Annotated in this window: 13 protein-coding genes and 3 tRNA genes; 3 read left to right on the top strand and 13 right to left on the bottom strand. The window is 73.4% G+C overall.

Features of this window, described 5'->3' with window-relative positions; genetic code table 11:
* Positions 1-21: 21 nt before the first annotated feature.
* The 3 genes from E7744_RS00550 to E7744_RS00540 form a co-directional block, all read right to left on the bottom strand.
* A tRNA-Phe gene (locus E7744_RS00550) sits at positions 22-97 on the bottom strand.
* 76 nt (positions 98-173) lie between these two features.
* Positions 174-247: transfer RNA gene (locus E7744_RS00545), tRNA-Asp, on the bottom strand.
* A gap of 94 nt (positions 248-341) precedes the next feature.
* Positions 342-414 (bottom strand) — tRNA-Glu (locus E7744_RS00540).
* A gap of 112 nt (positions 415-526) precedes the next feature.
* Between E7744_RS00540 and E7744_RS00535 the strand changes: the two genes are divergently transcribed.
* A complete protein-coding gene (locus E7744_RS00535; protein WP_371415360.1) occupies positions 527-958 on the top strand; it encodes a metallopeptidase family protein in 432 nt (143 codons plus the stop codon).
* A 15-nt stretch (positions 959-973) separates the two neighbouring features.
* On the opposite strand, the gene E7744_RS00530 is transcribed toward E7744_RS00535, so the two are convergent.
* Genes E7744_RS00530 through E7744_RS00510 form a run of 5 tightly spaced genes read right to left on the bottom strand, consistent with a single transcriptional unit; the run spans position 974 to position 5,179 of the window.
* Positions 974-1,945: a universal stress protein gene (locus tag E7744_RS00530; protein WP_137772429.1), complete on the bottom strand. Its 972-nt coding sequence runs from the start codon at positions 1,943-1,945 to the stop codon at positions 974-976.
* On the bottom strand, positions 1,942-2,922 hold the full coding sequence (locus E7744_RS00525) for a spermidine synthase (protein ID WP_168199703.1): 981 nt from the start codon (positions 2,920-2,922) through the stop codon (positions 1,942-1,944). Before E7744_RS00525 ends, E7744_RS00530 begins: the two co-directional genes overlap by 4 nt.
* Positions 2,912-3,445 carry a GNAT family N-acetyltransferase gene (locus E7744_RS00520; protein WP_246858484.1) on the bottom strand — a complete coding sequence of 178 codons (534 nt, stop codon included), beginning with the start codon at positions 3,443-3,445 and terminating at the stop codon, positions 2,912-2,914. The genes E7744_RS00525 and E7744_RS00520 overlap by 11 nt, the downstream gene beginning before the upstream one ends.
* Entirely contained in the window at positions 3,442-3,771 is a 330-nt protein-coding gene (locus tag E7744_RS00515) for a thiamine-binding protein (RefSeq protein ID WP_137772428.1), read from the bottom strand. Before E7744_RS00515 ends, E7744_RS00520 begins: the two co-directional genes overlap by 4 nt.
* Before the next feature lie 55 nt (positions 3,772-3,826).
* Positions 3,827-5,179: an Nramp family divalent metal transporter gene (locus E7744_RS00510; RefSeq protein WP_137772427.1), complete on the bottom strand. Its 1,353-nt coding sequence runs from the start codon at positions 5,177-5,179 to the stop codon at positions 3,827-3,829.
* 278 nt (positions 5,180-5,457) lie between these two features.
* On the opposite strand from E7744_RS00510, the gene pta reads away from it, so the two are divergent.
* Both pta and E7744_RS00500 read left to right on the top strand, forming a co-directional pair.
* Entirely contained in the window at positions 5,458-7,530 is a 2,073-nt protein-coding gene (gene pta / locus E7744_RS00505; RefSeq protein ID WP_137772426.1) for a phosphate acetyltransferase, read from the top strand.
* Positions 7,531-7,596: 66 nt separating this feature from the next.
* Positions 7,597-8,793, top strand: coding sequence for an acetate/propionate family kinase (locus E7744_RS00500; protein WP_137772425.1), 1,197 nt, complete (start codon positions 7,597-7,599; stop codon positions 8,791-8,793).
* An 18-nt stretch (positions 8,794-8,811) separates the two neighbouring features.
* Here E7744_RS00500 and E7744_RS00495 read toward each other — a convergent pair whose 3' ends face one another.
* The 5 genes from E7744_RS00495 to E7744_RS00475 all read right to left on the bottom strand — a co-directional run bounded on the left by E7744_RS00495 (position 8,812) and on the right by E7744_RS00475 (position 15,652).
* The gene (locus tag E7744_RS00495; RefSeq protein ID WP_137772424.1) at positions 8,812-10,692 is read right to left on the bottom strand and encodes an ABC transporter ATP-binding protein; all 1,881 of its coding nucleotides are present in this window, start codon (positions 10,690-10,692) and stop codon (positions 8,812-8,814) included.
* Positions 10,693-10,748: 56 nt separating this feature from the next.
* Positions 10,749-11,786 (bottom strand): ABC transporter permease, encoded by a 1,038-nt coding sequence (locus E7744_RS00490; RefSeq protein ID WP_137772423.1) that lies wholly within the window; start codon positions 11,784-11,786, stop codon positions 10,749-10,751.
* Positions 11,783-12,787, bottom strand: coding sequence for an ABC transporter permease (locus E7744_RS00485; protein ID WP_137772422.1), 1,005 nt, complete (start codon positions 12,785-12,787; stop codon positions 11,783-11,785). Before E7744_RS00485 ends, E7744_RS00490 begins: the two co-directional genes overlap by 4 nt.
* 52 nt (positions 12,788-12,839) lie before the next feature.
* Positions 12,840-14,528 (bottom strand): ABC transporter substrate-binding protein, encoded by a 1,689-nt coding sequence (locus E7744_RS00480; RefSeq protein ID WP_137772421.1) that lies wholly within the window; start codon positions 14,526-14,528, stop codon positions 12,840-12,842.
* Positions 14,529-14,674: 146 nt separating this feature from the next.
* Positions 14,675-15,652: a glycerophosphodiester phosphodiesterase family protein gene (locus E7744_RS00475; protein WP_137772420.1), complete on the bottom strand. Its 978-nt coding sequence runs from the start codon at positions 15,650-15,652 to the stop codon at positions 14,675-14,677.
* Between the last annotated feature and the right edge of the window lie 4 nt (positions 15,653-15,656).

Genomic DNA, 15,656 nt, shown 5'->3' with positions numbered 1-15,656 from the left:
AGCGGGGGCCTTCGGTGCTGCTGGTGGCTCCGACCGGCGTCGATCCGGTGACCTTTCGATTTTCAGTCGAACGCTCTACCAACTGAGCTACAGAGCCTGGCACCATCCGGTCCGTGGACCGGTGATCACCAAGATCCTCCGTGCCGGCGAGACCGGCGATCGGAACATCCGAGCGACCCTGACGGGACTTGAACCCGCGACCTCCGCCGTGACAGGGCGGCGCGCTAACCAACTGCGCTACAGGGCCAGTGTGCGAGACCTAACTCTACCAGACGTTTTCCGGTGGTCTGACCACCTTCGCTCTCCGGTTGCCCGGATCGCCTGGAACAGCGAGACTTGCGTACCCCCAACGGGATTCGAACCCGTGTCGCCGCCGTGAAAGGGCGGTGTCCTAGGCCTCTAGACGATGGGGGCCCAGTCGCTCCGGGTTCTCCGAAGTGGACCTGTAAGAGTGTAGAGGCTTCCGGGCGTCCACCGCAAACCGGCTCCCGCACCGGCCCGGCCCGCGAGAGGGCACGATGGAGGGATGGACACCACCGAGCACCCCGCAGGACCCTCCGAGGACCCCGACGCCGGCCGCTCGCCGGACGGCGTCGGGGTCGAGATGTCCGAGGAGGACTTCGACCGCGCCGTGGCGGAGGCCCTCGACGCCCTGCCGCCGGCCCTGGCCGAGCGGCTCTCCAACGTGGCCGTGTTCGTGGAGGAGGAGTACGAGCCCGAGCCGTGGGAGGACCCGGACACCGAGCTGCTCGGGCTCTACGACGGCATCCCGCTGACCGAGCGCGCCGGGATGCCGTGGCAGCTGCCGGACCGGATCGTCGTCTTCCGCGGCCCCCTGCTGAGGATGTGCGCCGACCGCGAGCACCTCGTGGAGGAGATCACCGTGACCGTGGTGCACGAGGTGGCGCACTTCTTCGGCATCGACGACGCCACGCTGCACGAGCTCGGCTGGGGCTGAGCGGCGCGGGGCGGCTCAGGAGTAGGTCGGCCCGAAGCGCGCCCGCGTGGCCAGGCGGCTGTCCTTGAGGTAGGGCACCACCATGACGGGTCCGTGCGCGTGGGAGATGACGCCCTGGCTCGTGGAGCCCAGCAGGGCGCCCGTGAAGCCGCCGTGCCCGCGCGTGCCGACCACGGTCAGCCGGGCGGTCTTCGACTCGTTGACCATGACGTCCACGGGCACGCCGTCGACGATCTCGGCGGTGACCTCGAGCCCGGGGAACTCGGAGCGCAGCCACTCGGCCCCGGCGTCCAGCTTCTCCTGCATGTCCTCGACCATCGCCTGCTCGTCCACCGTGGCCGGCAGCCAGGCCACGGCGCCGGAGATCGGCGGCATGGCGATGACCACGCGCAGCGGGCTGTGGCGGACCTCGGCCTCCAGCGCGGCGGCCAGGGCGGCGACGCGGCCCTGCTCGGAGCCGTCCACGCCGACGACCACGGGCACGCCCTCCGCGGCGCGCGTGGCGTGCTCGCCCTTGGGCACGATCACCACGGGGCACTTGGCGTGGGCCGGCAGCGCCGAGGCCACGGAACCGAGCAGCCGGCCGAAGAACCCGCCGCGGCCGCGGGTGCCCGCCACCAGCAGGTTCGCATCGGCCGAGTAGTCCACCAGGACGCCCGCGGCGTCGCCCATCTCCACGCGGTGCACGAGCGGGACGGCGAGGGTGCCGATCTGGTTGACCACGCCCTGCAGCACCTGCATCGCGCCGTCGCGGATCATCGTGTCGTCCGGGACGCCGTACCCGGCCTCGAGGGCGGAGGCGGCGAACACCGGCATGGTGTAGGCGGTCACGAGCGTCAGCGGCAGGTTCCGGGCCTCGGCCTCCCGGGCGGCCCACTTCGCGGCGGAGACGGACTGCTCGGAACCGTCCACGCCCACCACGACGCCGTGGGTGGTGGCCTGTTCCGGGGTGATCGGGGTGCGGTCCTGGTCGTGGGTTCCGGTCATGACGGCCTCCTGTGGTTCACGCCGTTGTCGTCGTTGACACGGGCGGATGATGGTTCCAGTCTAGTGCTCGGCAGCGGCTCGTCGAAGGGTCGCGCCCCCGCCGCGAAGCCGTCCACGGGCTCCACGAGCCGGGCCGGCAACGGGTCCGCGAGCAGGTGCCGCACGAGGGCGTCGCGCCCCTGCGGCCCGTCCCCGCCGGCGGTCAGCGGGCCGTTGGTGGCGGCCAGGACGATGTTCCCGCGGCGGCGCCCCTTGAGCATCTGCGGGTCCGCGATCGCCGCCACGGTCCGGAACGCCGCGCGCAGCGTGGCCGCCTCGCGGCGGGCGGCCGTGAGGTCCGGCCCGCCGCCGTGGTTGACGAGGTACATCCCGCCGTCCCCGAGGACCCGGGCGGCGTGGTGGGCCGCGTCCAGCCCCGTCAGGTGCGCCGGTGTCGCCTGGTCCCGCGGTCCGGACCCGGCGAAGACGTCGCGCACGACCACGTCGCGGCTGCCGTCCCGGGACCCGGCCAGGACCTCGCCGGCCTCCCCCACGCGGATCCGCAGGGCGGGGGCGCGGGGCAGGCCGAAGCGGTCGCGGGCCAGGGCGGCCAGGCCGGCGTCGAGCTCCACGGCCACCTGCCGGGAGCCCGGGTACCAGGCCGCCGCCCAGCGGGCGAGGCTGCATCCGGCGGCCCCGAGGTGCAGGATCCGCAGCGGGGCGTCCCGCCCCCAGCGGTGGCGCACGACGGCGGCGATCCACCGCATGTACTCGAAGCCCAGCTCCAGCGGGTCGTCCGGGTTGAGCTGCGAGGACTCCGCGCCGTTGAGCCGCAGCAGCCACGCGCCCTCCGTGAACGGGTCGCGCAGGATCTCGGCGGTGCCGGCGTCGATCGGGTAGAGGCCGGGCTCGATCGAGGGCTCGCCGCCCGCGCCCCGCCGGGACGCGGGGCCGCCCGCGGCCGCAGACCGGCGCCGGGCGGAACGGTCACGCGCCACGGCGGACCATCCGCTGGGCGTCGAGGCCCGCCCAGGGGCCCGTCATCGGTTCCGGGTCGCCGACCTCCACGAAGCCGTGGCGGCGGTAGAGGGCCCGCGCCCGGGCGTCGACGGCCGGGACGGAGAGCCGGCAGGGCGCGTCCCCGATCGCGCGCTCGAGCAGGGCGTCGGCCACCCCGGTGCCCTGGGCCTCCTCCAGGACGTGGAGGGAGTACAGCTCGAGGGCGGGCAGGGAGGTGCCCGCGCCGCCGTCGGGCTCCCGGGCCGGGCCGGCCGCGGCCATGCCCACGCACCGCCCGCGCGCGTCCTCGGCGAGCCACAGCGCGGTGCCGCGCGCCAGCTCGCGGCGCCAGTGCTCGAGCTGTCCGGGCAGGCTCGCCTCCGCGGCGGCGAAGAACGCCTCGTCGCGCACGGAGCCGTAGGCCTCGCGCCAGGCGCGGGCCTTCATGGCGAGCACGGCCTCGAGGTCGGCCCGGGCGGCGTCGCGGACGTAGTGGCGGGGCCGGTCGTCCCGGCGGCTCACAGCTCCTTCAGGGCCGCTTCGAGCCGCTCGACCTTGCCGTCCAGCTCCCCGCTGTGGCCGGGGCGGATGTCCGCCTTGAGGACGAGGGAGATGCGGGAGCCGAACGGCGCCACCGCCTCCACGGCACGCTTGACGACGCCCATGACCTCGTCCCACTCCCCCTCGATCTCGGTGAACATCGAGGAGGTGCGGTTCGGCAGCCCGGAGTCCCGGACCACCCGGACGGCGGCGGCCACGGCGTCGTGGACGGAGCCGTCCGGGGCCTCGGCCCGGGCGGCGGATCCCTCGGGGCGTCCGGAGGGGGAGACGGAGAAGGCGACGATCATGCCTCCAGTCTGCCGCACCCCGCCGGGCGCCCCAAGGGACGCCGGGAGGGGCGGGTCAGGCGCCGCCGCCGAGGAGCGGGGCCACCGCCTTGACCAGCTCGTTGCCGCCCAGCAGCACGAAGACCAGCGCGGTCAGGCCGAGCAGCACGTTGTGGAACCACCGGTTGCGGAACCGCGCCGGGACGGTCCGGCGCTGGTTGTTCAGGAACAGCAGGGTGATCGCCAGGAACGGCATGAACAGGGCGCCGAGGGTGCCGTAGAGCAGGATCAGGAAGATCGGCCGGTCCAGGAACAGCAGGGACATCGGCAGGATGGTCAGCCAGATGAGGTAGAACCGGGCCGGCCTCGACTCGAGCGAGGGAGCGTCGTCCTGGTCGAGGCTGTCCGCGGGCTTGCGGAAGTTCGTCCAGAAGTCGGCGAACATCAGCGAGACGCCGTGCCACACGCCGAGCAGGGAGGAGAAGGAGGCCGCGAAGAACCCGACGAGGAAGATCACCGAGAAGGCCTGGCCGTAGCGCTCGGCCAGGACGTTGCCCACGTCCAGCAGGCCGCGGTCGCCCGCGGAGATGGCCAGGCCGGCGGAGTGCAGCAGCTCCACGCCCATGATCATGGTGGCGATGACGAAGACGCCGGTGAGCACGTAGGCCGTGGCGTTGTCGTAGCGCATGACCTTCATCCACTTGGGCGTGTTCCAGCCCTTCTCCCGCAGCCAGTAGCCGTAGGCCGCCAGCGTGATGGTGCCGCCCACGCCGCCGGCCAGGCCGAGGACGTAGAACATGGCGTCCGGCTCGGCCGGGATGCGCGGGACCAGCCCGGTGAGGATCTCCCCGAGGTTGGGGGCGGTCAGCGCGGCCGAGACGAGCACCGCGACGAACATGATGCCGATCAGCACGGTCATCAGCTTCTCGATGAGCCCGTACTTGTTGATCCACACGAGGGCCAGGCCGATCAGCCCGGAGGCGATCGCGAAGACCTTGGAGTCCACGCCCGGGAACAGGGCCGCCAGCGGCAGCGCCACCGAGCTCATCGCGGTGGCCCCGTACACGAAGCCCCAGACGATGATGTAGATGCCGAAGTACCAGCTGGTCCAGGCCCCCAGGGTGCGCCAGCCCTGGAAGATGGTCTTGCCGGTGGACAGGTAGTAGCGGCCGGTGCCCTCCACGAGCACGATCTTGAAGATGACGCCGAGCACCACGGCCCACATGAGCATGTAGCCGTAGCGGGAGCCCGCGGTCAGGGTGGCGACGAGGTCGGCGGCGCCCACGCCCGTGGCGGCGGCGACGATGCCGGGGCCGAGGGAGTTCCACCGGACCCGGACCGGGGTCTCGTCGATCTCGGCCTGCGTGAACCCGACGACGTCGGGATTGTGGACCGGATGGTGGCGGTCCACGGGGTGATGCGATGACATGGTCTCCCCTTGGGGTGCGAGGTGGGGTGCGATGGGATGCCAGGGCGGAGGGCACCGCCATGACCTAGGACACGGTAGTCGGTGACGCGGGTCGCCGCCGACGCCGGCCGCCCCGTGACGCCGGCGCCGGGCCCGGCCCGACGGGCCCGGCCCCACGGGACCGGGCCCGGCGGAGCGGGGTGCACCCCGGCCGCCTCGGCACGGGGCGGAGCCGGACGGGGAGCCGGACATAGAGTGGGACCCGGAGCAACCGTCCACGGGAAGGCTTGGAACGCGACATGACGCAGGGCATCTTCGTCACCACCACCACGAGCGGGGCGGGCAAGTCCCTCGTCACGCTGGGCCTGGCGGACTCGCTGTACAAGCGCACCGGGTCCATCGGCTTCTTCCGACCGGTGGTCCCGGGGGGATCGGTGGACACCGACCCCATGGTCCTGCTGATGCGGGAGAACTACGGGCTCGACGCCGAGCGGGCCCGGGGCGGGATGACGGCGGCCGAGGCGCGGGGGCTGATGGCGGAGGGCCGCTCGGACGAGCTCCACGAGCGGTGCGTGGCGCTGTTCGACGAGATGGCCGGCCGGTGCTCGATCATCGTCGTGGAGGGCACGGACCTCACCGGGGCGGATCCCGCCTTCGAGCTGGACCTCAACGCCTCCCTCGCCCGGCACCTCGGGACTCCCGTGGTGGGCGTCGTCTCCGGCTCGGGGCTCGACGCGGCCGGCGTCGCCGACGCCGTGGACCTGGCCCGGCGCACCCTGGACGAGTCCGGCGTCGAGCTGCTGGCCATGATGGTCAACCGGGCGGACCCGGCCCGGCTGGACGCCGTCGCCGCGGCCATCCGTCCCGGCCGGCACGCCTGGCCGGTGTACGTCCTGCCGGAATTGCCGGAGCTGGCACTGCCCTCCGTCGCGGAGGTCGCCGCCGCCCTGAACCTGACCCAGGTGGCCGGCAGCACCAACCTGGACCGGGACGTCTCCGAGGTCCGCGCCGTGTCCATGGAGGGCGGGAACTTCCTGCAGATCCTGCGCGAGGGCGCGCTCGTGCTGGTCTCCGGGGACCGCTCGGACGCCGTGCTGGCCACGGTGGCCTCCGCCCTGGCCCCCGAGTTCCCGGTGCCCTCCGGGATGATCCTGACCAACGGGATCGAGCCGAACGAGAGGATCCAGCGGCTCTACGCGGGGGCCTCGTTCCCGATCTTCAGCACCTTCGCGGACACCTTCGGCACCGCCCGCGCCGTGGCCACGGTGCGCAGCGAGCTCTCCAGCGCCCAGCCCCGCAAGACGGCCGCCGCCCTGGGCGCGTGGCACCAGCGCGTGGACGGCGACGAGCTGTTCGAGCGGATCCGACTGCCGCGCGCCGAGCGGACCACCCCGCTGCGCTTCCTGCACGGGCTGATCGAGCGGGCGCGCGCGGACCGGCAGCGGATCGTGCTGCCGGAGGGCGAGGACCCCCGCGTGCTGCGCGCCGCCGAGATCCTGCGCCGCCGGGACGTGTGCGACCTCGTGGTGCTCGGGGCGGAGGCCGCCGTGCGCGAGGTGGCCGCCCGCGAGGGCGTGGACCTGACCGGGTTGGAGCTCGTGGACCCGGCCACCGCCGCGGACCACGAGCGCTACGCGCAGGAGTACGCCCGGCTGCGCTCGCACAAGGGCGTGGACATCGCCCGGGCCCGCGAGGTCATGACCGAGGGCGCGTACTTCGGCACCATGATGGTCCACCTGGGGGACGTGGACGGCATGGTCTCCGGGGCCGCCCACACCACCGCCAACACCATCCGTCCGGCGCTGGAGTTCGTGAAGACCCGGCCCGGGGTCTCCATCGTCTCCTCCGTGTTCTTCATGCTGCTGCCGGACCGCGCCCTCGTCTACGGCGACTGCGCCGTGAACCCGGACCCGGACGCCGAGCAGCTCGCGGACATCGCCTACGCCTCCTCCGTGACGGCGGCGCAGTTCGGCGTGGACCCGCGCGTGGCCATGCTGTCCTACTCCACGGGCGGCTCCGGCTCGGGCGAGGCCGTGGACAAGGTGCGCGCCGCCACGGAGCTGGTGCGCCGGGACCACCCGGAGCTCAAGGTGGACGGCCCGCTGCAGTACGACGCCGCGGTCAACGCCTCCGTGGCCGCCTCGAAGATGCCGGACTCCGAGGTGGCCGGCCAGGCGACCGTGTTCATCTTCCCGGACCTGAACACGGGCAACAACACGTACAAGGCGGTCCAGCAGTCCTCCGGCGCCGTCGCCGTCGGGCCCGTGCTGCAGGGCCTGAACAAGCCCGTCAACGACCTCTCCCGCGGCTGCACCGTGGACGACATCGTCAACACGGTGGCGATCACGGCCATCCAGGCGCAGGGCGCCTGAGTCCCGACCAGCAGCCCCGTCCCGTCCCCTCCCGACCGGCCCCGCCGGCTCCGAAAGGCCCCCGCCATGCTCATCCTCGTCATCAACTCCGGCTCGTCCTCGCTGAAGTACCAGCTCCGGGAGGTGGCCGACGACGCGGGGAGGCCGGACGGGACGGCGGACGGTCCCGGGGCGGTGCCGGCGGACGCGGTGCTCGCGCGGGGCCTCGTGGAGCGCATCGGCGTGCCCGGCTCCGGGATCGACAACCACGCCGAGGCCCTGGACCGGGTGCACGCCGAGCTGGCGGAGGTGATCGGCGACCGCAGGATCGACGCCGCGGGCCACCGCGTGGTGCACGGCGGCGAGCGCTTCAAGGCCCCGGCGCTCGTGACCAACGAGGTCATCCGGGCCATCGAGCGGCTGGCCCCGCTGGCCCCGCTGCACAACCCCGCCGCCGCCCAGGGACTGCGCGCCATCGGCGAGCGCTGGCCGGACATGCCCCAGGTGGTCGTCTTCGACACCTCCTTCCACCAGACGATGCCGGAGGAGGCCTGGCGCTACGCGCTGCCGGACGCGCTCTACACCGAGGACGGCATCCGCCGCTACGGCTTCCACGGAACCAGCCACGACCTCGTCACCGGGATCGCCGCCGAGACGCTGGGGATCCCCCGCGAGGAGTTCCGCGCGGTCGTCCTGCACCTGGGCAACGGCGCCTCGGCGACCGCGATCCGCGGCGGGCGCTCCGTGGACACCTCCATGGGCTACACCCCACTGGCCGGGCTCGTCATGGGCACGCGCTCGGGGGACGTGGACCCCTCGATCATCACGCACCTGATCCGCAACGGCACCTACGACGCCGAGCAGATGGACCGCGTGCTCAACAAGGAGTCGGGCCTGCTGGGCATGTCCGGCCACGCGGACATGCGCCAGGTGGTGGACAACGCCCACGCCGGGGACCGCCGGGCCCGGATGGCGCTGAAGGTGGCCTCCTACCGGCTGGCGAAGTACGTCGGCGGCTACCACGTGGCGGTCGGCGGGGCGCAGGCGGTCGTGTTCACCGCCGGGATCGGGGAGAACTCGGCCCCGTTCCGCGCCGCGGTGCTGGACCGCCTCGAGCCCCTGGGCATCGCCTACGACGCCGAGCGGAACCTCGAGCGCTCGGACGCGCCCCGGGTGATCTCCACCGAGGACTCCGCCATCCCGGTGCTCGTGGTGCCCACGAACGAGGAGAAGGCGATCGCCGAGCTGACCGTGGACGTCGCGCGGCGGCACGGGGCGCTGTAGCGGCGGAGGCTCCCGGGCTCAGGCGGCCTCGGGGTCGAGGTCCAGCGCGTTGCCCGGGATCGAGGCGAGCAGCCGGCGGGTGTAGGGGTGCCGCGGGTTCGTGAAGACCTCCTCGGACGTGGCCGCCTCCACGAGCTCACCGTCCTTCATGACGCACACGTAGTCGGAGACGAGCCGCACCACGGCCAGGTCGTGCGAGATGAACAGGTAGCTCAGCCCCAGCTCCTCCTGCAGCGCGCCCAGCAGCCGCAGGATCTGGGCCTGCACCAGCACGTCGAGGGCGGACACCGGCTCGTCGCACACGATCAGGTCCGGGTTCAGGGCCAGCGCCCGGGCGATCGCCACGCGCTGGCGCTGGCCGCCGGAGAGCTCCGAGGGATAGCGGCGGACCATGCCCGCCGGCAGCGCCACCTGCTCCATCAGCTCCCGCACCCGGGCCCGGCGCTCCCGCGCCCCGCCCCGGCGGTAGGCCACGAGGGGCTCCTCGATGATCCGGCCCACCGTGAACATGGGGTTCAGCGAGGAGTAGGGGTCCTGGAACACGGCCTGCACGCGCTGGCGGAAGTCCCGCAGCCCGCCCCGGTCCAGCCCCAGCACGTCCCGACCGTCGAACTCGATCGAGCCGGAGGTCGGCTCGATGAGCCGCAGCAGCATCCGCGCCGTGGTCGTCTTGCCGGACCCGGACTCCCCCACGATGGACACCGTGGTGCCCCGCGGGATCTCCAGCGTGACGTCCCGCGCGGCGTAGAAGTCCTCGCGGCCGCGTACCGGGTAGGCCTTCGTCAGGCCGGTGATCCGCACGAGCGGCTCGACGGCGGCCCCGGCACCGGTCGCCGTCGGGCTTCCCGTCCCCGGCCCCGCCGATTCCCGGCCCGGCCCCGTGCCCCCGACCCCGGCGCCGTCCCGCCCGCCCGCCGCGGCCGGCGTCGCGCCGTCCTGGTCACCCGGCGCGCCGGCCCGGTGCGGGCCCGCGGCGAAGGCGCCGGGCGTGAGCCGGACCGCGGCCACGGACGGCGCCGCCTGCACGAGCGACTGCGTGTAGGGGTGCTGCGGGTCCTCCAGCAGCCGCGCCGCCGGCCCCGTCTCCACCACCCTCCCGCGGTGCATCACCACCAGGTCCTGGGCGCGCTCGGCGGCCAGCCCGAGGTCGTGGGTGATGAGCAGCACCGCGGTCCCCAGCTCGGCGGTCATCTGCTCGACCTGGTCGAGGATGACCCGCTGGACGGTCACGTCCAGCGCGGAGGTGGGCTCGTCCGCGATGAGCAGCTGCGGGCGGCAGGCCAGGGCGATCGCGATGAGCGCGCGCTGGCGCAGGCCCCCGGAGAGCTCGTGCGGGTACTGCCCCGCCCGCCGCTCGGGTTCCGGGATCCCGGCCCGGCGCATCACCTCGGCCACCGCGCCGTCCACGTCCCGCCGGGTGGCCAGCCGATGCGTCAGCAGCGTCTCGGCCACCTGCGTGCCGATGCGGGAGACCGGGTTGAGGTTGGACATGGGGTCCTGCGGGACCAGCCCCACCTGGCGGCCGCGCAGGGAGCGCATCCGGGACTCCGGCAGCCCCACCAGGTCCTGGCCGTCGAAGCGGATGGAGCCTCCGGTGACCCGCCCGTTGCCCGGGAGCAGCCCGATGGCGGCCATGGCGGTGGTCGACTTGCCGGACCCGGACTCCCCCACGATCGCCAGGGTGCGGCCCGGCGCCACGGCCAGGGACACGCCCTCCACCGCGCGCACGGCGCCGTGCATCGTGGTGAAGTCGACCTGCAGGTCCGAGATCTCCAGCAGGGGCCGGGCCCCCTCCGGTCCCACGTCCGTCCGCGCTGCCGCTCCCGGGTCTACCCGCCCGTCCGGCTCCGCGGCCGCCGCCCGGCGGCGCCCCACGCCGTCCTCTATCGGGTCCTGCATGCGGTCCCTCCTCTCGTGCTCGTTCCCCGGTCCCGCGGCCGCCCCGCCCACGCCGCTCACCGCGCCCGCGACTTCGGGTCCAGCGCCTCGCGCAGGGACTCGCCGAGCAGCGTGAACCCGAGCGCGGTGACGGCGATGCACAGGCCGGGCAGGAAGGCCAGCCACGGGGCGATGCCCAGTTCGGCCTGGGCGTAGGTCAGCATCCGCCCCCACTCCGCCGTCTCCGGCCGGCCACCACCGAGGCCGAGGAAGGACAGTGCGGCGGCGTCGATCACGGCGGTGGCCAGCGTCAGCGTGGCCTGGACGATCACCGGCCCCACCGAGTTGGGCAGCACGTGGCTCATGGTGATGGTCCGCCGGCCCAGCCCGAGCGTCTGGGCGGCCAGCACGTAGTCGGAGCCCTTCTGGCTGAGCATGGACGAGCGCAGCAGCCGGGCGAAGATGGGCACCTGGGACACCCCGATCGCGATCATCACCGCGTAGGCGCCCTGGCCGAGCACCGCCGCGATGGAGACCGCCAGCAGCAGGTTCGGCACGGAGAGCAGGATGTCCACGATGCGCATCACGAGCCCGTCCACCCAGCCGCCGAACGTGCCGGCCAGCAGGCCCAGCAGCATGCCGCCGACCAGGCCCAGCGCGGTGGAGACGATGCCGATGACCAGCGAGGACTGCGCCCCCCAGATGAGCTTGGACAGCACGTCCCCGCCGAAGCGGTCCAGCCCGAGGGGGAACGCGGGCAGCTCCCCGGGTCCGGGGATGTCCCCCGGGGTGATCTCCCGGGCGCCGGGCACGGACTCCCCGGGGTACGGGGCGAGCACCGGCGCCAGCAGGGCCACGAGCAGGAACAGGGCCACGATCACCGCCCCGGCGATCGCCGCGGGGTTGCGGCGCAGGCGCTGGAAGGCGTCCCGCCACACGGAGGTGCCCCGGGCCGCGCCCGAGCCGTCACCGCCGGCGCCGGCCTCCGGGCCGGGCGCGCCGCCGTCGGGCACGGGAGCGGCCGCGAGCGGCACGCCGCCCGGGACGCGCTCGGGCCCCGGCCCCCCGCCGGGGACGGGGGCACCGCCGGGGACGGGCGGGAGGTTCACGCTCATGAGACACGCACCCTGGGGTCGATGAGGCCGTAGGAGACGTCCACCACCAGGTTGATCAGCGAGTAGATCAGGGCGATGAAGATGATGAACCCCTGCAGGACCGGGAAGTCGAGGTTGAAGATGGCGTCCCACAGGAAGCTGCCGATCCCGTTGAACGCGAAGACGGTCTCCGTGAGCACCGCGCCGGAGATCAGCAGGCCCAGCTGCAGGCCGAGCGTCGTGATGACCGGCAGCAGCGCGTTGCGCATGACGAACCGGTCGCGGATGAGCCGGGGCGCCAGGCCCTTGGCCCGGGCGGTGCGCACGTAGTCGGCGTTCATGACCTCCAGCACGGAGGCCCGGGTGATGCGCGCGATGATGGCCAGCGGGATGGTGCCGAGCGCCACCCCCGGCAGCACGAGGTGCAGCAGCGCGTCCCACGCGGCGTCGTACTCCCCCGTGATCATCCCGTCCCACACGAACAGGTTCGTGTAGTGCGTCGCGTCGATCCGCGGGTCCTGCCGCCCGTCCGTGGGCAGCCAGCCCAGCTGCACGGCGAACACCCACTTGAGGATGAACGCCAGGAAGAACACCGGCACCACCACGCCCATGAGGGACAGCAGCACGGCGACCTGGTCCTGCCACCGGCCCACGTGGCGGGCGGCCCAGTAGCCCAGCGGGATCCCGAGCGCCACGGCGAAGACCATGGCGAAGACGGTGAGCTCCAGGGTGGCGGGGAACCGGGAGGCGAACTCCTCCAGCACGGACCGGCTGGTCTGCAGCGAGGTGCCGAAGTCCCCGGAGATGATGCGCCCCATGTAGAGGACGTACTGCTCCAGGAGGGGGCGGTCGAAGCCGTAGGCCTCGTTGACGCGGGCCACGGCCTCCGGGGTGGCCTTGTCCCCCAGCAGGGCGGTGGCCGGTCCGCCGGGCAGGGCCCGGACCCAGAGGAAGAGCAGCACGGACAGGCCGAACAGGGTGGGGACCAGCAGGAGCAGCCTCCTGCCGATGAGTCTGAGCACGCGGCGTCCCTTCGAGGGTGGCGTCGGGGTCCCGCGGACGGGACCCCGACGGTCACTCGTTCAGCTCGATCTCGTTGTAGACCTCGTCGTTGACGGGGCTCGCCGGGTAGTCCTCCACCCGGTCCGCGAACGCCAGGGACGGGGCCGGGTGCGCCAGCGGGACGGCCGGGACGACCTCCGAGACCATGCGGTTGATGTCCTCGTACTGGGGGGTCTGCTCCTCGAGGGACGCGGTCTGCCGCGCCTTCTCGAGCGCCGCGAAGAGCTCCGGGTCGTCGAGGCCGAACTCGGGCTTCTCCTGGCCGAAGAACACGCCCACGAAGTTGTCCGTGTCGTTGTAGTCACCGGTCCAGCCGAGCAGGTGGATGCCGTGGTCGGAGGTGCCGTTGATGCGGTCCAGGTAGTCCGGGCTCCACTTCTCCGGCACCGGGTTGACCTCGATGCCCACCTCGGCGAGCTGGCCGGAGATGTTGGAGAAGGCCTGCTCCGGGGTGGGCATGTAGGGCCGGGAGACGCCGGTGGGGTAGTTGAAGTCCACCGTGAACCCGTCCGGGTAGCCGGCCTCGGCCAGCAGCTCCTTGGCCCGCTCGGGATCGTAGTCGTAGGTCTCCACGTCCTCCGTGTAGCCGTTCACGGAGTCCGGGATGAACTCGATCGCCTTCTTGGTGCCCTCGGGCAGGGTCTGGCGGATCAGCGCGTCCTTGTCGATCGCGTGCGAGATGGCCTGGCGCACCTTGACGTCCTGCAGTTCCTCGACCTCCTGGTTCAGGCCCAGGTAGAGGATGGTGAACGGGTCGCGCGTGAAGATCTTGAACCCGGCCTCCTCCAGGTCGGCCACGTCGGCCGGGGCCACCAGGTCGTAGCCGTCGATCTCCCCGGCCTCGAGGGACTGGCGCCGGGCCACGGGGTCGTCGATCACGCGGAAGGTGATCTCCTGGACGTCGCCCTGCTCGCCCCAGTAGTCCTCGTTGGCCGTCAGGGTGATGTCCTGGCCCACGTTCCAGGACTCGAACCTGAACGGGCCCGTGCCGGTGGGGTGCGCCCGGGCGTACTCGGTCAGCTGCGGGGACTCCGCGGTGCCCTTGGCCTCGTCCGCTCCGTACTCCTCCATCGCGGCCGGGGACTGCATGGCGAACGCGGGCAGGGACAGCGAGGCGATGAACCCGGCCCACGGCTGGGCCAGGGTCACGGTGGCGTGGTTCTCGTCCACGGCCTCGCAGGACTCGTAGACGGCGTCCTCGGGCTTGTCGGCGAAGCCGCGGAAGAGCTTGCCGTAGTAGTAGGACATCGTCTCGGCCTGCTGGATGCCCGTGAACCCGTACCAGCGGTCGAAGTTCGCGCACACGGCCTCGGCGTCGAACGGCGTCCCGTCGTGGAACGTCACGTCCTGCTTGAGCGTGAAGTCGTACGTCAGGCCGTCGTCGCTGGCCTCCCAGGACTCCGCGAGCAGCGGCGCGGGGTCCGGGGTGCCCGGCTCGGTGCCGACGAGCCCCTCGAACACCTGGCGGGAGACGCGGAACGTCTCGCCGTCGTTGGCGAAGGCCGGGTCCAGGGTCTTGGGGTCGGAGGACGAGGCGAAGATGAACCGGCTGTCCACCTGCTCGCTGGATCCCCCGGAGCCCTCGGCGTCCCCTCCGCCGGAGTCCTCGCGCTGGCTCTGGGCGCAGCCGGAGAGCAGCAGGGCCGCGGCGGCCGCGGCGGCGGTCAGGGCGGTGAGGCGTCGCCTGGCGGATGCGGGCATGGGTCCCTCCCGGGTGTCGAGTGACGATCGAGTGACGGCGAGTCGTGCGGGGGCACTCGTGGCGCCCCGGTGCGTACCGTGAGCATAGTCACACCGACGGCGGTCGCGGGAGCCCCCGGGGTCCCTCCCGGCGGACTCCGCGCAGGTCAGCGGCGCCCGGCCGTGGCGTACCCCGCGACGTGCGGCCCCGACAGGGCCTCCGCCACGGGTGCCGGGCGCGCGGCCAGCTGGGCCAGGACGCGCGCGGGCAGGTTCGTGGTGATCTCCTGCACCCCCAGGCCGCGCAGCAGTTCCACGTCCGCGGGCCGGTCCGCGGTCCACACGCGCAGCCGGCGTCCGGCGGCGTGCCAGGCCTTGACGTCGGCGAGGTGGCGGCGCACGTACGCCACCCCGGGCCCGGCCATCCCCGTCCGGCCCTCCCGGACGAGCCGCTCCGCGTCCGCCACGGCCTGGCGCAGGGTGGCCCGCACGGCGGCGCGGCTCAGCGGCCCCAGGCTGAAGCGGCTGGGCACCGGCTCGCGCGGCACCACGGTCAGCAGCTGGCAGAGGTGGTCGGTGCCCGCGATCGGGGCGAGGTACTGCAGGGAGCCCGGGTAGAAGCTCATGAAGGACACCTCCACCGCGCCCACGCGCGAGGTCTCCGGGTCCCAGCCCGCCGCGAACAGGGCCGCCAGTGCCCGCTCCTCGAGCTCGTGGCCGAAGGGGCTGGGGTGCTTGAGCTCCACGGCCAGCCGCACGGGCCGGCCGGCGGCCACCAGCAGGTCCACGAGCTCGGGCAGCGTGAGCAGCTGGGCCGAGGGGGGACCGTAGTCGCCGGGCAGCCGGGCGCCCTTCCAGCTGTGCACGTCCAGCCGGCGCAGCTGGGCGAGCGTGTGGTCGGAGACGGCACCCGAGCCGTTGGTGGTGCGTTCGAGGGTCGCGTCGTGCAGGCACACCAGGTGCCGGTCCCGCGTGAGGTGGACGTCCACCTCGACGCCGTCCGCCCCCTCGGCCAGGGCGTGCAGGAAGGCGGCACGCGTGTTCTCGGCGTAGGCTCCCGAGGACCCGCGGTGGGCGATCACCAGGGGACGGTCGTCGACGGGGGGACGGTGTTCCGGGCTGACGGGAGTCGGGGTGTCGGACACGCGG

Origin of the sequence: Citricoccus sp. SGAir0253 (assembly GCF_005877055.1) — a bacterium.
In the GTDB taxonomy this organism is placed as follows: Bacteria; Actinomycetota; Actinomycetes; order Actinomycetales; family Micrococcaceae; genus Citricoccus.
Note: the sequence above shows the minus strand (reverse complement) of the source record. Positions and strands in the feature narration are given on the sequence as shown.

Excerpts from the sequence above, each read along its gene's own strand:
- E7744_RS00535 (WP_371415360.1), top strand. The coding sequence starts at position 527 with ATGGACACCACCGAGCACCCCGCAGGACCCTCCGAGGACCCCGACGCC.
- E7744_RS00510 (WP_137772427.1), bottom strand. The coding sequence starts at position 5,179 with ATGTCATCGCATCACCCCGTGGACCGCCACCATCCGGTCCACAATCCC.
- pta (WP_137772426.1), top strand. The coding sequence starts at position 5,458 with ATGACGCAGGGCATCTTCGTCACCACCACCACGAGCGGGGCGGGCAAG.
- E7744_RS00490 (WP_137772423.1), bottom strand. The coding sequence starts at position 11,786 with ATGAGCGTGAACCTCCCGCCCGTCCCCGGCGGTGCCCCCGTCCCCGGC.
- E7744_RS00495 (WP_137772424.1), bottom strand. The coding sequence starts at position 10,692 with ATGCAGGACCCGATAGAGGACGGCGTGGGGCGCCGCCGGGCGGCGGCC.
- E7744_RS00515 (WP_137772428.1), bottom strand. The coding sequence starts at position 3,771 with ATGATCGTCGCCTTCTCCGTCTCCCCCTCCGGACGCCCCGAGGGATCC.
- E7744_RS00500 (WP_137772425.1), top strand. The coding sequence starts at position 7,597 with ATGCTCATCCTCGTCATCAACTCCGGCTCGTCCTCGCTGAAGTACCAG.
- E7744_RS00480 (WP_137772421.1), bottom strand. The coding sequence starts at position 14,528 with ATGCCCGCATCCGCCAGGCGACGCCTCACCGCCCTGACCGCCGCCGCG.
- E7744_RS00530 (WP_137772429.1), bottom strand. The coding sequence starts at position 1,945 with ATGACCGGAACCCACGACCAGGACCGCACCCCGATCACCCCGGAACAG.